Origin of the sequence: Streptomyces sp. NPDC086147 (assembly GCF_040702165.1) — a bacterium.
Taxonomy (GTDB): domain Bacteria; phylum Actinomycetota; class Actinomycetes; order Streptomycetales; family Streptomycetaceae; genus Streptomyces.
Genome location: NZ_JBFBJO010000005.1, coordinates 438,205 through 454,288, shown reverse-complemented (window position 1 = coordinate 454,288; position 16,084 = coordinate 438,205). Strand labels below are relative to the sequence as shown.

Below are 16,084 nucleotides of genomic sequence, written 5' to 3'. Positions count from 1 at the left end.
AAATGAGCGCACTATGGCAAAGGGACTCGTGAACGTGCAGGGCAAGCCTGCCAAGAAGAACCAGGACAAGGCGCCGGAGCGCAAGCTGATCGCGCAGAACAAGAAGGCGCGGCACGACTACCTGATCATCGACACCTACGAGTGCGGTGTGGTGCTCATGGGCACCGAGGTCAAGTCGCTGCGGATGGGACGGGCCTCGCTGGTCGACGGCTTCGTCCAGATCGACGACCACGAGGCGTGGCTGCACAACATCCACGTCCCGGAGTACATGCAGGGCAGCTGGACCAACCACTCGGCCAAGCGGAAGCGCAAGCTGCTCCTGCACCGGGAGGAGATCGACAAGCTGGAGGCGAAGTCCCAGGAGACGGGTCACACGATCGTGCCCCTCGCCCTGTACTTCCTCAACGGCCGGGTCAAGGTCGAGATCGCCCTCGCCAAGGGCAAGAAGGAGTACGACAAGCGCCAGACCCTGCGCGAGAAGCAGGACACGCGCGAGACGAACCGCGCCGTCGCGGCGGCCAAGCGGCGCCAGCGCGCGGGCCAGTCCCTCTAGGGCCTGTCCGGCGGATCATGGCCGGGGGACCGGCCGCCGGGAATACGCTGGCGACGGCCGCCGTTGGTCACGTACGATGGGCCCTGCACACCCCGGAAGGGGTGCGCACCTTGAAAAATCAACATGGGGATGATCGGTTTCGACAGCGGATACCGATGCAGAGGAAGCGTGTCGAGGAAGCGGCAATGATCTCGTAAACCATATGTCGCAACCAATAATCGCCAACTCCAAGAGCGATAACTCCCGCTTCGCCCTCGCTGCCTAATTTTTAGGTAACGAACAGAAGCCTCTGTGAGGAGCGTCAGCCCGGGGACGGTCCCGACCCGGATCCTGGCGTCATTCAGGGATCTAAACCTCTAGCCCCGGTCACGGGGGTTGGAGGGAAATCAAACAGTGACTGAGCCCGTCGGAGACTTGTCCGCGTGATCTCCGGGGCTGAGAAACTCGTAGCGGACTGCACACGGAGAAGCTCTGTTTCCGTACCGTTGGACGCGGGTTCGATTCCCGCCATCTCCACTCATCCCATGTGGGCGCAGGCCCGGTGGTCACCACGACCGCCGGGCCTTCGTCATGTCCGCGGCCGTGCACAGGGCGAGCGCGATGGCCGCCGCCGCGACCGGGACCAGGAAGCCGAACGCGGGGAACGGGGCGTGGTCGGCGGCCCAGCCGCCGGACGCCGAGCCGGTCGCGATGCCCGCGAGCAGCGCGGTCACGGCCAGGGTCATGCCCTCGTTGAGCCGGTCCGGGGGCGTGAGGCGCTGGACCAGGCCCATGCCCGTCACCATCGTCGGGGCCGTCGCCATGCCCGCCACGAGCAGGCCGGCGGCCAGGGCGGGCAGGGAGCCGGCCGAGGCGGCGAGCAGCGGCAGCGCCATCAGGACCGTCATCGCGGCCAGACAGGTGCGCAGCCGCGCCGTGCGGCGGGCCCGGCCGTAGAGCAGGCCGGCGGCGCAGGAGCCCGCGGCCTGGAGGGCGAGGACCGGTCCGGCGAGGGGCCCGTCCACGTACGCCAGGGTCACCACCTCCATGGAGCCGAAGACCGCCCCGGTGGCGAGGAAGACCGCGAGCAGCGGGGCCATGCCGGGCGCGCGCAGCGGGGAGCCCGCCGGGACGCGCGGGGCGACCGGCGGCTCGGTGGAGCGCTGGGCGGTGAAGAGGAGGGTCCCGCCGAGGAGGAGGACGCAGGCCCCGAGCGTGCCCGCCTCCGGGAAGAGCGCCGAGCAGAGGAGGGCGGCGAGCACCGGGCCCAGCATGAAGCAGAGCTCGTCGACGGCCTGCTCGAAGGAGTTCGCGGTGTGCAGCGCGCCCGGGTCGTCGCGCAGCAGGTGCGCCCAGCGGGCCCGGGCCATGCCGCCGTTGTTCGGGAACGTGGCGGTGAGGGCGACCGTCGCGAAGAGCGTCCAGGCCGGGGCCCGTTCGTGGACGCACAGCGCCAGGACCAGCTGCCCCAGGAAGGCATACGCGGCGGCCGGGACCGCGACCCTGGCCTGCCCGTGGCGGTCGACGAGCCGGGCGGTCAGGGGGGCGACGACGGAGCCGACGGCGAGCCCGGTGGCGGTGACCGCGCCGGCCAGGGCGTAGGAGCCGTACGCCGAAGCGATCATGATCACGGCGCTGACGCCGAACATGCCCGCGGGTAGCCGGCCGATCAGCCCCCCGGCGGTGAAGGCGAGGGTGCCGGGGCGGGCGAAGAGGCGGCGGTAGGGGTTGCGGGAGGAGGGGCGCGGGGGGACGGGGGTACGGTCGCGGGGGCTGCGGCCCGGCTCGTGCGACCGGCCGAGGTCGTACGGCCGGTCGGTGCGGCCGGTGCGGTCGGCGAGGGCGTCGTAGCGCGGCGCGAGGGCCGGGCCCGCCGGGGTCAGGGTGAGGTCCGGTTGCGGCATGGACCAAGGTTCGGGCGCGCGGTCCCGTCCGGTCCAACACCTGATCGGTGGCCATTCACGCACCCGTGTTGTTGAATGCGGCGATGGCCTCCCCGTACGACACCGACCCACGGCTGCTGCGCGCCTTCACCGCCGTCGCCGAGGAGCTGCACTTCACCCGCGCCGCCGCCCGCCTCTACGTCGCCCAGCAGGCCCTCAGCCGGGACGTGCGGCGGCTTGAGCGCGAGCTGGGCGCCGAGCTGTTCGTCCGGACCACCCGGCAGGTCTCCCTCGCCCCCGACGGCGAGCGCCTGCTGCCGTACGCGCGCCGGGTGCTCGCCGCCCACGACGAGCTGCGCGAGGCCTTCCGGGGCGCGCCCCGGCCCCTCCTCGTCGACCTCAACAGCCCCGACCTCGCCCATGAGCGCGTCCTGCGCCGGGCCCGCGAACTCGCCCCCGAACTCGAACTGATGGCCCGCTACGAGAGCGGCCTCACCGGCGCCGCGCGGGCCGTCGTCACCGGCCGCCTCGACACCTCCTTCGGCCGGTACGGTGGCCTCGCGCCCGACCTCAGGGCCGGGCTCGACGCGCAGTTCGTGCGGTACGAGCCGATGGCCGTGATCCTGCCCGACGACCACCCGCTCGCCGACCTCGCCGAGGTCCCGCTCGCCGCGCTCGCCGGGGAGCGGATCTACGCCGGGGCCGGGAACGAGCGCACCCCCGAGTGGACCGACCTCGCCGTCCGGCTCTTCGCCGGGCGCGGCATCGAGCTCGCCCCGCCCGCCCCGCTCGCCGTCGGCAAGGAGGAGTTCCGCCGGATCATGGCCAAGCACCGGCACCCGGTCCTCGCCGTCGTCGAGTTCCCGCCCATGCCCGGCTGCGTCCTGCGGCCGCTCGTCGACCCCGTCCCCCTGTCGCCCGTGAGCCTGGTGTGGCGCAAGGGGCTCCGCCACCCCGGCCTGGACGCCCTGCGGACCGCCGCCGCCGAGATCGGCGCCCGCGAGGGCTGGCTCGTCCGCCCGCCGGACTCCTGGCTCCCGGAGGACGAGCCCGGCCTGCCCGAGGCCCCGGACGTGCCACGCGCGCGTGCCCCGCTCACAGCAGCCGCGCCCCCCGGGTGAGAGCAAGGTTCCGCCGCCGTCACCTCGCGGCACCGGCCTGAAACGCGGCCTCCCTAGCGTCGTCGCCAGGAGGACCGGGGCTGTGGACGCCCCAGGACCCGACACCGCGGAGGTACGACATGGGCGGCCGGTGGATCGAACGGTGGGAACCGGAGGACGAGACCTTCTGGCGTGAGAAGGGGGAGCGGATCGCACGGCGGAACCTGATCTTCTCCGTCCTCTCCGAGCACATCGGCTTCTCGATCTGGAGCCTGTGGTCGGTCATGGTCCTCTTCATGGGACCGCAGTACGGCGTCGACCCCGCCGGCAAGTTCTTCCTGATCGGCACCGCCACCTTCGTCGGCGCGCTGATCCGGATCCCGTACACCTTCGTCGTCGCCCGCTTCGGCGGCCGGAACTGGACGGTCTTCAGCGCCCTGCTGCTCCTGCTGCCGACCGGCCTCGCCTTCGCGGTCATGGAGCCCGGGACGTCGTACACCACCTTCGTCCTGGTGGCGGCCCTCACCGGCGTCGGCGGCGGCAACTTCGCCTCCTCCATGACCAACATCAACGCCTTCTTCCCGCTGCGGAAGAAGGGCTGGGCGCTCGGGCTCAACGCGGGCGGCGGCAACATCGGCGTCCCCGTCGTGCAGCTCGTCGGCCTCCTCGTCATCGGGACCGCGGGCGCGATGCACCCCCGGATCGTGCTCGGCGTCTACCTGCCCCTGATCGTGGTCGCCGCCGTGTGCTCCGCGCTCTTCATGGACAACCTCGCCCCCGTCAGGAACGACACCGGGGCCGCGAAGGAGGCCGTGCGGGCCCGGCACACCTGGATCATGGCCTTCCTCTACGTCGGCACCTTCGGCTCCTTCATCGGCTACAGCTTCGCCTTCGGCCTGGTGCTCCAGACCCAGTTCGGCCGCACCCCGCTCCAGGCCGCCTCGCTCACCTTCATCGGCCCCCTGCTCGGCTCGCTCGTCCGGCCCGTCGGCGGCTCCCTCGCCGACCGGCACGGCGGCGCCCGCATCACCCTGTGGACCTTCGCCGCGATGGCCGCCGCGACCTCCGTGGTGATCTACGCCTCCGTGATCGAGTCGCTCGCCGTCTTCCTCGCCGGCTTCATCTGCCTCTTCGTCCTCAGCGGCCTCGGCAACGGCTCCACGTTCAAGATGATCCCGGCGATCTTCCTCGCCCAGGGGCACCGCAAGGGGCTGGCGGGCGAGGCCGCCGAGGCGTACGGGCGGCGCCTCTCCGGAGCCGCCATGGGCATCATCGGAGCGGTCGGCGGACTCGGCGGGCTCGGCATCAACCTCGCCTTCCGCCAGTCCTTCCAGACCTCCGGCACCGGCACCGCCGCCTTCGTCGCCTTCCTCGTCTTCTACGCCGCCTGCATGGCCGTCACCAGGGCGGTATACCTTCGACGGCCGGCTGCCGTGCCCGAGACCGCCGAGGCCGTCACGGAGCCGGAGGCCCGGCCCGGTTACGCGAAGGTGTGATCCCCGGTGCACGGCACGGACCGTAACGACCAGGAAATACGGACGAACCGCGTCCGTCACGCGTCCCCGTCAGGCTCTGCGTCCATGGACGAGCAAGAACACGGCCCCCTCGCCGGTTTCACCATCGGCGTCACCGCGGCACGGCGCGCGGACGAACTCATCGCCCTGCTGCGCCGGCGCGGAGCCGCCGTCGTCCACGGACCCGCCCTGCGGATCGTGCCGCTCGCCGACGACACCGAACTCCTCGCCTCCACCAAGGACCTCATCGCCCACGCCCCGGACGTCGTCGTCGCCACCACGGCGATCGGCTTCCGGGGCTGGGTCGAGGCCGCCGACGGCTGGGGGTACGGCGAGGAGCTCCTCGCCGTCCTGCGGGACGTCGAACTCCTCGCCCGGGGGCCGAAGGTCAAGGGGGCCGTACGGGCCGCCGGACTCACCGAGTCCTGGTCGCCCTCCTCGGAGTCCATGGCCGAGGTCCTCGACCGGCTCCTCGACGAGGGGGTGGCCGGCCGCCGGATCGCGCTCCAGCTGCACGGGGAGCCGCTGCCCGGCTTCGTGGAGGCGCTGCGGGAGGGCGGGGCCGAGGTCGTCGGCGTCCCCGTCTACCGCTGGCTCCAGCCGGAGGACACCGGCCCGCTCGACCGGCTCCTCGACGCGGTCCTCGCCCGGGCCGTGGACGCGGTGACCTTCACCAGCGCCCCGGCCGCCGTCTCGCTGCTCTCCCGAGCGGCGGAGAAGGGGGTGCGGGCGGACCTCGTCGCGGCGCTGCGGCACGACGTGCTCGCGGTGTGCGTGGGCCCCGTGACCGCGCTGCGGCTCCAGGCGGAGGGCATCGACACGTACCAGCCCGAGCGCTTCCGGCTCGGGCCGCTCGTCCAGGTGCTCTGCACCGAACTGCCCGCCCGCGCCCGGGTCCTGCCGGTGGCCGGGCACCGGGTGGAGGTGCGCGGCCACGCCGTCCTCGTCGACGGCGCCCTGCGCCCCGTCCCGCCCGCCGGCATGGCCCTCCTGGCCCTCCTGGTCCGCCGCCCCGGCTGGGTGGTCTCCCGCGCCGACCTCCTGCGCGCCCTGCCGGGCGCGGGCCGCGACGAGCACGCGGTGGAGACGGCGATGGCCCGCCTCCGCACGGCCCTCGGCACCCCGAAGCTGATCCAGACGGTGGTGAAGCGGGGCTACCGGCTCGCCCTGGACCCGTCGGCGGACGACAAGTACGGCGGGTAGGAACGGGCGCGGCGGCCCGCTACCGTACGCGCATGACCGCCGAAGGCCCCCGCGTCCGCCCCGCCGCTCCCGACGACGCGCCCGCCCTCGCCCGGGCGGTGACGCGGAACCGGGCGTACATGAAGCCGTGGGAGCCGTACCGGGCCGAGCGGTACTACACCGTCGAGGGGCAGGCCGAGCGGCTCGCGGACGGCGGGGTGCGGTGGTTCGCCGTCGAGGAGGACGGCGACGGGTACGAGATCGTGGGCGTCGCCACGCTCTCCGGAATCGTCCTCGGTCCCCTCCGCAGCGCCTCCCTCGGGTACTGGATCGACCCGCACCGCGCCGGGCGCGGCCTGGCCACCGCGCTCGTCGCCGAGGCCTGCCGGGCCGCCCGCGAAGAACTCGGGCTGCACCGGATCGAGGCCGGGACCCTCCTCGACAACCACGCCTCCCAACGGGTCCTCGCCAAGGGCGGGTTCACCCGCATCGGCACCGCGCCCGGCTTCCTCCACATCGACGGGGAGTGGCGCGACCACCACCTCTTCCAGCGGCTCCTGCACGACGACCCCCCGCCCGCCTGACACGGCGGCTCCCGGTGGCGTACGCTCGACGGCTGCCCAGTGCACGTGAGAAGGGGGCCTTAGGTGGCCGCGCAGGAAGCCGTGGACACGGTCAGGGACCGTGAGATCGGTGTCGAGCAGGAACATCTTGACCAGGTCTACCGCCGGCTGGAGGAGAAGATCCACGAGGCGGAGTTCCTGATGAACGACGCCGCCCAGCGCGGGCAGGTCGGCACGCCCGGCGCCCTCGCCGAGCGCGACGCCCAGGTCTTCCGGGCCGGCATCCACCTCAACCGGCTCAACAACGAGTTCGAGGACTTCCTCTTCGGCAGGATCGACCTGCTGTACGGCAAGGACGGGAAGAAGGGCCCCGACGGCGCCTACACCTCCGTCGAGCCCGCCGAGGACGCCGTACGCCCGGACAACACCGCGGACATCGGCGAGACCCTCCACATCGGCCGCATCGGGGTCCTCGACTCCGACTACGCGCCGCTCGTCATCGACTGGCGCGCGCCCGCCGCCGCGCCCTTCTACCGCTCCACCCCCGTCGACCCCGGCCGGGTCGTGCGCCGCCGGGTCATCCGCTCCAAGGGCCGGCAGGTCCTCGGCGTCGAGGACGACCTGATGCGCCCCGAGCTGCGGGCCACCCTCAACGGACGCGAGCTGCCCGTCATCGGCGACGGCGCCCTGATGGCCGCCCTCGGCCAGGCCCGCAGCCACACCATGCGGGACATCGTCTCCTCCATCCAGGCCGAGCAGGACCTCGTCATCCGGGCGCCCGCCGCCTCCGTGACGTACGTGGAGGGCGGCCCCGGCACCGGCAAGACCGCCGTGGCCCTGCACCGGGCCGCGTACCTGCTCTACCAGGACCGGCGCCGGTACGCGGGCGGCATCCTGATCGTCTCCCCGACCCCGCTCCTCGTCTCGTACACCGAGGGCGTCCTGCCCTCCCTCGGCGAGGAGGGCCAGGTCGCCATCCGCGCGGTCGGCTCGCTGGTCGACGGCGCCGAGGCCACCGCGTACGACGACCCGGCCGTCGCCCGGATCAAGGGCTCCTCCCGGATGCTCGCGGTGCTCCGCAAGGCCGCCAGGGGAGCCCTGGAGACCCCCGCGCCCAGGGCGCAGCCCGAGCTGGGGGAGGACGCCGACCGGGCGCCCGCCGGCACCCCCACCCGCCTGCGGGTCGTCGCCTTCGGGCGCCGCCTGGAGCTGGAGGCCGACGAGCTGCGGCGCATCCGCCACAACGTCCTCGGCGGCACCGCCCCCGTCAACCTGCTGCGCCCGCGCGCCCGCCGGCTGCTGCTCGACGCGCTGTACGCCAGGTCCGGCGCGTCCGGCCGGCACAGCGACCCCGAGCTCGCCGCCGAGCTGCGCTCCTCCTTCGACGAGGACGTCTCCACCGAGGACTCCTTCCTCGGCTTCCTGGACGCCTGGTGGCCCGAGCTGACCCCCCGCGGGGTCCTCGACGCGATGGCCGACGAGCGGCGCCTGGGCCGCTGGGCCCGCCGGATCCTCAACCCGGGCGAGGTGCGCAGGCTGGCCCGCTCGCTGCGCCGCCCGGAGCTCTCCGTCCACGACGTGGCCCTCCTCGACGAGCTGAACACCCTGCTCGGCGCCCCGGCCCGGCCCCGCAGGAAGCGGGAGTACGACCCGCTGGACCAGCTCACGGGCCTGGAGGAGCTGATGCCGGTACGGGAGGAGACCCAGCGCGAGCGGGCCGAGCGGCTCGCGGCGGAGCGCACCGAGTACGCGCACGTGATCGTCGACGAGGCCCAGGACCTCACGCCCATGCAGTGGCGGATGGTCGGGCGGCGCGGCCGGCACGCCACCTGGACGGTGGTCGGCGACCCGGCGCAGTCCTCCTGGTCCGACCCGGACGAGGCCGCCGCGGCCCGGGACGAGGCGCTCGGCTCCCGGCCGCGCCGCCGCTTCGAGCTGACCGTGAACTACCGCAACCCGGCCGAGATCGCCGAGCTGGCCGCCAAGGTCCTCGCCCTCGCCATGCCGGGCAAGGAATCGCCCCGCGCGGTCCGCTCGACCGGCGTCGAGCCCCGGTTCGTCGCGGTCCCGGAGGGTTCCGGGGAAGCGGATCTGGCCGAAACCGTACGTTTCGAAGCGCGGCGGCTCCTCGAACAGGTCGAGGGAACGGTCGGCGTCGTCGTCGCCATGCGGCGGCGCGCGGAGGCCGCCCGCTGGCTCGCGGAGCTGGGCGACCGGGTGGTGGCGCTCGGCTCCCTGGAGGCGAAGGGCCTGGAGTACGACGCCACGGTGGTCGTCTCGCCCGCCGAGATCGCGGATGAGTCCCCGGCCGGCCTGCGGGTCCTCTACGTGGCCCTGACCCGGGCGACGCAGCAGCTCACGGTGGTCGCGGGGGCCGGCGACCTGCCGGACGCGGCGGGGGTGCCGGACCTGCTGCGGGACTGAGCCCCGGTCCGCGGCGGGCCCTCCCGGGCCCGTCGTGGCCCGTCGCGGGGCCGTCGCGGGCCCGGAACCATGGCCGGTTTCAGGTCAACCTGTGGCGCTGGAATCACTATCGGGAGCGGTTTGTTAGCCTGGGTGTGGCACCGGCCCGATCCAAGCCCCCGGGCCCAACCTTCGTCCCTCAGAGGGACCACTTGCCGCGAGGCGAGCATGGCGGGTCGGTGCCATCTAGTACGTAGCTACGAAGTCGAGGTCCTCGTCACCCCTGGTGGCGGGGACCTCTTCTGTTTCCCACACTCCTCTCGTATGGTGGAAACTACTTTCCGAAAACAAAATGACCGCATTACCTGCTACTCGCCGGTAGGTGCGACCATCGGAGGGCGCCGCCGGGCAACCAGCCGGGGCGGGCGTAGCAATGAAGCTCAGGGAAAGCAGAGGAACTCGGCCATGGCAACGGCGCCCAGCGTCTCGTACTCGATGACGGTCCGGCTGGAGGTTCCCGCGAGCGGGACCGCGGTCTCCCAGCTCACCACGGCGGTGGAGTCGTCCGGCGGATCCGTCACCGGCCTCGACGTGACCGCCTCCGGCCACGAGAAGCTCCGCATCGACGTCACCATCGCCGCGACCTCCACGGCCCACGCCGACCTGATCGTGGAGCAGCTGCGCGGCATCGAGGGCGTCGTCCTCGGCAAGGTCTCCGACCGCACCTTCCTGATGCACCTCGGCGGCAAGATCGAGATGGCGTCCAAGCACCCCATCCGCAACCGCGACGACCTCTCCATGATCTACACCCCCGGCGTCGCCCGGGTCTGCATGGCGATCGCCGAGAACCCCGAGGACGCCCGCCGCCTCACCATCAAGCGCAACTCCGTCGCGGTCGTCACCGACGGCTCCGCCGTCCTCGGCCTCGGCAACATCGGCCCCAAGGCCGCCCTGCCCGTCATGGAGGGCAAGGCCGCCCTCTTCAAGCGCTTCGCCGGCATCGACGCCTGGCCGCTCTGCCTGGACACCCAGGACACCGACGAGATCGTCGCGATCGTCAAGGCCATCGCCCCCGGCTTCGCGGGCATCAACCTGGAGGACATCTCCGCGCCGCGCTGCTTCGAGATCGAGGCCCGGCTGCGCGAGGCCCTGGACATCCCGGTCTTCCACGACGACCAGCACGGCACCGCCATCGTCGTCCTCGCCGCCCTCACCAACGCCCTGCGCGTGGTCGGCAAGGGCATCGGCGACGTACGGGTCGTCATGTCCGGCGCCGGCGCGGCCGGTACGGCCATCCTGAAGCTGCTGATCGCGGCGGGCGTCAAGCACGCCGTCGTCGCCGACATCAAGGGCGTCGTCCACGCGGACCGCGAGGACCTGGTCGAGGCCCCGGCCGACTCGCCGCTGCGCTGGATCGCGGACAACACCAACCCGGAGGGCGTCACCGGCACCCTCAAGGAGGCCGTCTCCGGCGCGGACGTCTTCATCGGCGTCTCGGCCCCGAACCTGCTCGACGGCGAGGACGTCGCCGCCATGGCGGACGGCGCCATCGTGTTCGCGCTCGCGAACCCCGACCCCGAGGTCGACCCGGCCGTCGCCCGCCAGACGGCCGCCGTCGTCGCCACGGGCCGCTCCGACTTCCCCAACCAGATCAACAACGTCCTGGTCTTCCCCGGCGTCTTCCGCGGCCTGCTGGACGCCCAGTCCCGCACGGTCAACACGGACATGATGCTGGCGGCCGCCGCGGCCCTCGCCGACGTGGTCACCGAGGACGAGCTGAACCCGAACTACATCATCCCGTCGGTCTTCAACGACAAGGTGGCGGGCGCGGTCGCCGGAGCGGTCCGCACCGCTGCGAAGGCCGCGGGCGGCGGCGCGGCCCCGGCCGCGCTCTGACGGCGCCTCCCCCGGGCGGACACGGCGCCGGACGCGGCGCCGGGCACGGGCACCGGACGTGGGCGCCGGACACGGCCGCCGGGCGCTGCGCTGACGGCGCGTCGCGATTCGCGGTGGCGTAAACCCGCCTTTAGGGTGGCTTTTCGACTCCGTGCGGTTCGCGGGGAGTCGACAGAACGTCACCACCACGGGGTTCCGGCGCTTTTCTGTGACCCGAGGGGGTGCCGGATTGGCGTTCCCGCCGCTGGTGGGGGCAGGATGCGTGTTTGGGCGCGAGGGTCTGTCCATGTGACCCGGGTCCGGGGACTGTCCGAGGGCCCTGGCAGCATCGGCTTCGCTGTACCCAATCGCGCGGCTTCCGCCGCGTGGCACGCCTTACAGGCAAGAAGAACACGGGAGTAACGACATGAACCGCAGTGAGCTGGTGGCCGCCCTGGCCGACCGCGCCGAGGTGACCCGCAAGGACGCCGACGCCGTGCTGGCCGCTCTCGCCGAGACCGTCGGCGAGGTCGTCGCCAAGGGCGACGAGAAGGTCACCATCCCCGGCTTCCTGACCTTCGAGCGCACCCACCGTGCCGCTCGCACCGCTCGTAACCCGCAGACCGGCGACCCGATCAACATCCCGGCCGGCTACAGCGTGAAGGTCTCCGCGGGCTCGAAGCTCAAGGAAGCCGCCAAGGGCAAGTAAGCGGCCTGTAGGCGCAGAAAGGGCGGCCACCCCGGTTCGGGGTGGCCGCCCTTTCGTTCGCCCGCCAGAACGCCCCGTACGGCCCCGGAGGGCCGGAACGACCCCGGAAGGCCGGAACGGCCCCACGCGCACGCGTGGGGCCGTTCCGGGACCGTTCGCGCGCCGTTAGACCAGCGCGCTGCCCGGCAGCTCGACCTTGGCGCCGAGCTCGATCAGCTTCTCCATGAAGTTCTCGTAGCCGCGGTTGATCAGCTCGATGCCGTGGACCCGCGAGGTGCCCTGGGCCGCCAGCGCCGCGATCAGGTACGAGAAGCCGCCGCGCAGGTCGGGGATGACCAGGTCGGCGCCCTGGAGCCGGGTCGGGCCCGACACGACCGCCGAGTGCAGGAAGTTCCGCTGGCCGAAGCGGCAGTCCGAGCCGCCCAGGCACTCGCGGTACAGCTGGATGTGCGCGCCCATCTGGTTCAGCGCGGAGGTGAAGCCGAGCCGCGACTCGTACACCGTCTCGTGGACGATGGAGAGGCCGGAGGCCTGCGTCAGGGCCACGACCAGCGGCTGCTGCCAGTCGGTCTGGAAGCCGGGGTGCACGTCCGTCTCCAGGGCGATCGCGTTGAGCGAGCCGCCCGGGTGCCAGAAGCGGATGCCGTCGTCGTCGATCTCGAAGGCGCCGCCGACCTTCCGGTACGTGTTGAGGAAGGTCATCATCGAGCGCTGCTGGGCGCCGCGCACGTAGATGTTGCCGCCGGTGGCCAGCGCCGCCGACGCCCAGGAGGCCGCCTCCAGGCGGTCCGGGAGCGCCCGGTGGGTGTAGCCGTCGAGCTTGTCGACACCGGTGATCCGGATGGTCCGGTCGGTGTCCATGGAGATGATCGCGCCCATCTTCTGCAGGACGCAGATCAGGTCCTCGATCTCGGGCTCCACGGCCGCGTTCGACAGCTCGGTGACGCCCTCCGCGAGCACCGCCGTGAGCAGCACCTGCTCGGTCGAGCCGACCGAGGGGTACGGCAGCCGGATCTTGCAGCCGCGCAGGCGCTGCGGGGCCTCCAGGTACTGCCCGTCCGCCCGCTTCTCGATGGTCGCGCCGAACTGGCGCAGCACGTCGAAGTGGAAGTCGATGGGCCGGCCGCCGATGTCGCAGCCGCCCAGGCCCGGGATGAAGGCGTGGCCGAGGCGGTGCAGCAGCGGGCCGCAGAAGAGGATCGGGATGCGGGAGGAACCGGCGTGGGCGTCGATGTCGGCGACGTTCGCGGACTCGACGTGCGTCGGGTCGAGGACGAGCTCGCCGGGCTCGTCACCCGGGCGGACCGTCACTCCGTGCAACTGGAGCAGTCCGCGGACCACGCGGACGTCACGGATGTCCGGCACGTTGCGCAGGCGGCTGGGGCCGCTGCCGAGGAGGGCGGCGACCATCGCCTTGGGCACGAGGTTCTTCGCGCCGCGGACGCGGATCTCGCCCTCCAGCGGGGTGCCGCCATGGACGAGCAGTACATCGTGGCTGTCTGTGCCGGTCATGAATCTCGCGTTCCGAAAGTGGGTCCGACGGGTGGCCAGTGAAAAGGGTAAGGGGCCATGGAACCTCCTTCGGATGCCCGGGGCGACCCGTCAGACGTAATGAATTCGGCACAACACCCTCTGTTCGCGTGATCTTGCGGAGCGTCACCGTCCGGTTGTTCCGGCGAGCCCTCCGCGCTCTCCGGCCCCGTCCCCTCTGAACTGCGGCAGTCCCCGGACTTCCCGCGTTCCCGCCCGACGGGCCACGCGAACGCCGAAGATGCGGGATCATGTCTCGCATGACCGAGGTGTCCTCGCTCACAGGACGGCTGCTCGTGGCCACCCCCGCCCTCGCGGACCCGAATTTCGACCGCGCGGTGGTGCTGCTGCTCGACCACGACGAGGAGGGCTCCCTCGGCGTGGTCCTCAACCGGCCGACGCCGGTCACCGTCGGTGACGTCCTCGCCTCCTGGGCAGGGCTCGCCGGCGAGCCCGACGTGGTCTTCCAGGGCGGACCCGTCTCCCTCGACGCGGCCCTCGGCGTCGCCGTGATCCCCGGCGACGAGGGCCCGCTCGGCTGGCGGCGGGTGCACGGGGCGATCGGCGTGGTCGACCTGGAGACCCCGCCCGAGCTGCTCGGACCGGCGCTCGGCTCGCTGCGGATCTTCGCCGGGTACGCGGGCTGGGGCCCCGGCCAGCTGGAGGCGGAGCTCGGCGACGGGGCCTGGTACGTGGTCGAGTCGGAGCCCGGCGACGTCTCCTCGCCGCGGCCCGAGGCGCTCTGGCGGCAGGTGCTGCGGCGGCAGCGCGGCGACCTCGCGATGGTCGCGACGTACCCGGACGACCCGTCCCTCAACTGAGGGCGACCCGTCCACCGACCGGAGGCCCGGCTTTCAGTACCCTTGGCGGTTATGAGCACTCTCGAGCCCGAGCGCGGGGCAGGTACGGGGACCCTCGTCGAGCCGACGCCGCAGGTGTCCCACGGTGACGGCGACCACGAGCGCTACGCCCATTACGTCCAGAAGGACAAGATCATGGCGAGCGCCCTGGACGGCACGCCCGTCGTGGCGCTGTGCGGAAAGGTCTGGGTGCCGGGGCGCGACCCCAAGAAGTACCCGGTCTGTCCGATGTGCAAGGAGATCTACGACTCCATGGGCGCCGGCGGCGACAAGGACAAGGACAAGGGCGGCAAGGGCAAGTAAGTCAGGTCCCGCCGTCGGGGCGAGCCGGTGACGGCCCCCGTCGTGCGTGCTTCGGCGCGCACGACGGGGGCCGTTCCGTTTTCCGGACTCCTCCGGGCCGGACGCGACGGGGGGCCTTCGGGCCGGACGCGGCGGAGGGCGTTCCGTTTTCCCGGCTCCTCCGGGAGTGCCCCGTTGCGCAGGGTGCTTTCGCCGGTCACGGAGTGGTTGAGGTGGTCGAGACCTCTTGTCGGCCCGCCCGGAGTCCGCCTAGCCTCACGCGTGTTGTGCAGAGCGAAACGCTCATTGCACATGCTGCAACACACGCACCTGGAGGGGATCCGCCATGAAGCTTCCCAATCGCGTCACCGCCACGGCCGCCGCGCTCCTGCTGGCCGGCCTCACCGCCACCGCCTGCGCGCCCCAGACCACGGACGGGAAGGCCACGACGGACGAGAAGAGCGGCACCCTGCGCGTCTGGCTCTTCCAGGAGGTGAGCAACAAGCCCAAGGAGCAGGCCGTCGAGCAGGCCGTCACCGCCTTCGAGCAGCGCAACAAGGGTGCGAAGGTCGAGGTCGAGTACATCCCCGTCGAGACCCGCGCCCAGCGCGTCAAGGCCGCCTTCAACGACCCCGAGTCGGCCCCCGACCTCGTCGAGTACGGCAACACCGACACCGCCGGATACGTCAAGGACGGCGGACTCGCCGACATCAGCGCCGAGTTCGCCGCCTGGGACGAGGCCAAGGACACCGACCCCACCGCCCGCCAGTCCGTCACCGTCGGCGGCAAGGTCTACGGCGCCCCCTTCTTCGTCGGCATCCGCGCCCTCTACTACCGCACCGACGTCTTCCGGGAGCTTGGCCTGACGGCCCCCAGGACCCAGGCCGAACTCGTCGAGACCGCCAAGAAGATCCGCAAGGCCAGGCCCGAGCTGTACGGCGTCGCCGTCGGCGGCGCCTACACCTACGGCGCCATGCCCTTCGTCTGGGCCGCCGGCGGCGAACTCGCCACCGCGCGGGGCGACTCCTACCGGGCCGCCATCAACAGCCCCGAAGCCCTCAAGGGCATCACCACGTACACCTCGCTCTTCGGCGACGACAACTGTCCCGCCGCCAAGTGCGCCCAGATGGGCGGCAACGCCACCGTCACCGCCTTCGCCTCCGGCAAGGCCGGCATGGCCATCGGCGGCGACTTCAGCCACGCGGCCGTCGAGGCCGGCACGGTGAAGGGCAAGTACGCCGTCGTCCCGCTGCCCGGCACCACCCCCGGCTCGATCGCCCCCGCCTTCGCCGGCGGCAACAACATCGGCGTCCTCAAGAGCAGCCCCCGACGCACCCTCGCCGTCGACCTCCTCAAGTCCCTCACCGGCAAGGAGACCCAGGGCCGGCTCTTCGACGCGATGGGCTTCCTGCCCACGTACACCGACACCCGCGCCGCCGCCGCCCAACGGCAGCCCTTCGTGAAGCCCTTCACCGACACCCTCGCCGCCGGCGCGAAGTTCGTCCCGGCGTCCCCCGGCTGGGGCCAGATCGACGCCTCCCTCGTGCTGCCCACGATGTTCCAGGAGATCGTCAGCGGCCGTAAGGACGCCAAGGCGGCGGCCGACGACGCCGCGAAGAAGATGGACGCGGCCTTCGCGCCGGCGGGCTGA

General features: G+C 72.4%; 13 protein-coding genes and 1 other RNA gene. 12 read left to right on the top strand and 2 right to left on the bottom strand.

Annotation, left to right across the window (positions count from 1 at the left end):
- Positions 1 to 13 precede the first annotated feature (13 nt).
- Positions 14 to 553, top strand: a complete 540-nt coding sequence (gene smpB / locus AB0398_RS15165) for an SsrA-binding protein SmpB (RefSeq protein ID WP_366375144.1) — start codon at positions 14 to 16, stop codon at positions 551 to 553.
- 125 nt (positions 554 to 678) lie between these two features.
- Positions 679 to 1,072, top strand: a transfer-messenger RNA (tmRNA) gene (gene ssrA, locus AB0398_RS15160).
- Between the two features lie 26 nt (positions 1,073 to 1,098).
- Here ssrA and AB0398_RS15155 read toward each other — a convergent pair.
- Complete coding sequence (locus AB0398_RS15155) at positions 1,099 to 2,436, bottom strand: MFS transporter (protein WP_366375143.1); 1,338 nt, start codon at positions 2,434 to 2,436, stop codon at positions 1,099 to 1,101.
- 83 nt (positions 2,437 to 2,519) lie between these two features.
- Between AB0398_RS15155 and AB0398_RS15150 the strand changes: the two genes are divergently transcribed.
- From AB0398_RS15150 to AB0398_RS15120, 7 genes are all read left to right on the top strand, one after another.
- Positions 2,520 to 3,536 (top strand): LysR family transcriptional regulator, encoded by a 1,017-nt coding sequence (locus AB0398_RS15150; RefSeq protein WP_366375141.1) that lies wholly within the window; start codon positions 2,520 to 2,522, stop codon positions 3,534 to 3,536.
- Between the two features lie 119 nt (positions 3,537 to 3,655).
- Positions 3,656 to 5,011, top strand: a complete 1,356-nt coding sequence (locus AB0398_RS15145; protein WP_366375139.1) for a nitrate/nitrite transporter — start codon at positions 3,656 to 3,658, stop codon at positions 5,009 to 5,011.
- 84 nt (positions 5,012 to 5,095) lie between these two features.
- Positions 5,096 to 6,232, top strand: coding sequence for a uroporphyrinogen-III synthase (locus AB0398_RS15140; RefSeq protein WP_366375137.1), 1,137 nt, complete (start codon positions 5,096 to 5,098; stop codon positions 6,230 to 6,232).
- 32 nt (positions 6,233 to 6,264) lie between these two features.
- Positions 6,265 to 6,795 carry a GNAT family protein gene (locus tag AB0398_RS15135; RefSeq protein ID WP_366375135.1) on the top strand — a complete coding sequence of 177 codons (531 nt, stop codon included), beginning with the start codon at positions 6,265 to 6,267 and terminating at the stop codon, positions 6,793 to 6,795.
- 63 nt (positions 6,796 to 6,858) lie between these two features.
- Positions 6,859 to 9,198, top strand: a complete 2,340-nt coding sequence (locus tag AB0398_RS15130; RefSeq protein WP_366375134.1) for a UvrD-helicase domain-containing protein — start codon at positions 6,859 to 6,861, stop codon at positions 9,196 to 9,198.
- Between the two features lie 444 nt (positions 9,199 to 9,642).
- Positions 9,643 to 11,073, top strand: coding sequence for an NAD-dependent malic enzyme (locus tag AB0398_RS15125; protein ID WP_366375132.1), 1,431 nt, complete (start codon positions 9,643 to 9,645; stop codon positions 11,071 to 11,073).
- A 406-nt stretch (positions 11,074 to 11,479) separates the two neighbouring features.
- Positions 11,480 to 11,761, top strand: a complete 282-nt coding sequence (locus AB0398_RS15120) for an HU family DNA-binding protein (RefSeq protein ID WP_017237029.1) — start codon at positions 11,480 to 11,482, stop codon at positions 11,759 to 11,761.
- A 165-nt stretch (positions 11,762 to 11,926) separates the two neighbouring features.
- On the opposite strand, the gene murA is transcribed toward AB0398_RS15120, so the two are convergent.
- Positions 11,927 to 13,273: a UDP-N-acetylglucosamine 1-carboxyvinyltransferase gene (murA, locus tag AB0398_RS15115; protein ID WP_121830820.1), complete on the bottom strand. Its 1,347-nt coding sequence runs from the start codon at positions 13,271 to 13,273 to the stop codon at positions 11,927 to 11,929.
- A gap of 278 nt (positions 13,274 to 13,551) precedes the next feature.
- Here murA and AB0398_RS15110 point away from each other — a divergent pair, with 278 nt between their 5' ends.
- The 3 genes from AB0398_RS15110 (at position 13,552) to AB0398_RS15100 (ending at position 16,084) form a co-directional block, all read left to right on the top strand.
- Positions 13,552 to 14,112, top strand: a complete 561-nt coding sequence (locus AB0398_RS15110; RefSeq protein ID WP_366375130.1) for a YqgE/AlgH family protein — start codon at positions 13,552 to 13,554, stop codon at positions 14,110 to 14,112.
- A gap of 51 nt (positions 14,113 to 14,163) precedes the next feature.
- A complete protein-coding gene (locus AB0398_RS15105; RefSeq protein ID WP_071267549.1) occupies positions 14,164 to 14,454 on the top strand; it encodes a DUF3039 domain-containing protein in 291 nt (96 codons plus the stop codon).
- A gap of 325 nt (positions 14,455 to 14,779) precedes the next feature.
- Entirely contained in the window at positions 14,780 to 16,084 is a 1,305-nt protein-coding gene (locus AB0398_RS15100) for an extracellular solute-binding protein (RefSeq protein WP_366375128.1), read from the top strand.

Excerpts from the sequence above, each read along its gene's own strand:
- smpB (WP_366375144.1), top strand. The coding sequence starts at position 14 with ATGGCAAAGGGACTCGTGAACGTGCAGGGCAAGCCTGCCAAGAAGAAC.
- AB0398_RS15155 (WP_366375143.1), bottom strand. The coding sequence starts at position 2,436 with ATGCCGCAACCGGACCTCACCCTGACCCCGGCGGGCCCGGCCCTCGCG.
- AB0398_RS15150 (WP_366375141.1), top strand. The coding sequence starts at position 2,520 with ATGGCCTCCCCGTACGACACCGACCCACGGCTGCTGCGCGCCTTCACC.
- AB0398_RS15145 (WP_366375139.1), top strand. The coding sequence starts at position 3,656 with ATGGGCGGCCGGTGGATCGAACGGTGGGAACCGGAGGACGAGACCTTC.
- AB0398_RS15140 (WP_366375137.1), top strand. The coding sequence starts at position 5,096 with ATGGACGAGCAAGAACACGGCCCCCTCGCCGGTTTCACCATCGGCGTC.
- AB0398_RS15135 (WP_366375135.1), top strand. The coding sequence starts at position 6,265 with ATGACCGCCGAAGGCCCCCGCGTCCGCCCCGCCGCTCCCGACGACGCG.
- AB0398_RS15125 (WP_366375132.1), top strand. The coding sequence starts at position 9,643 with ATGGCAACGGCGCCCAGCGTCTCGTACTCGATGACGGTCCGGCTGGAG.
- AB0398_RS15120 (WP_017237029.1), top strand. The coding sequence starts at position 11,480 with ATGAACCGCAGTGAGCTGGTGGCCGCCCTGGCCGACCGCGCCGAGGTG.
- murA (WP_121830820.1), bottom strand. The coding sequence starts at position 13,273 with ATGACCGGCACAGACAGCCACGATGTACTGCTCGTCCATGGCGGCACC.
- AB0398_RS15110 (WP_366375130.1), top strand. The coding sequence starts at position 13,552 with ATGACCGAGGTGTCCTCGCTCACAGGACGGCTGCTCGTGGCCACCCCC.
- AB0398_RS15105 (WP_071267549.1), top strand. The coding sequence starts at position 14,164 with ATGAGCACTCTCGAGCCCGAGCGCGGGGCAGGTACGGGGACCCTCGTC.
- AB0398_RS15100 (WP_366375128.1), top strand. The coding sequence starts at position 14,780 with ATGAAGCTTCCCAATCGCGTCACCGCCACGGCCGCCGCGCTCCTGCTG.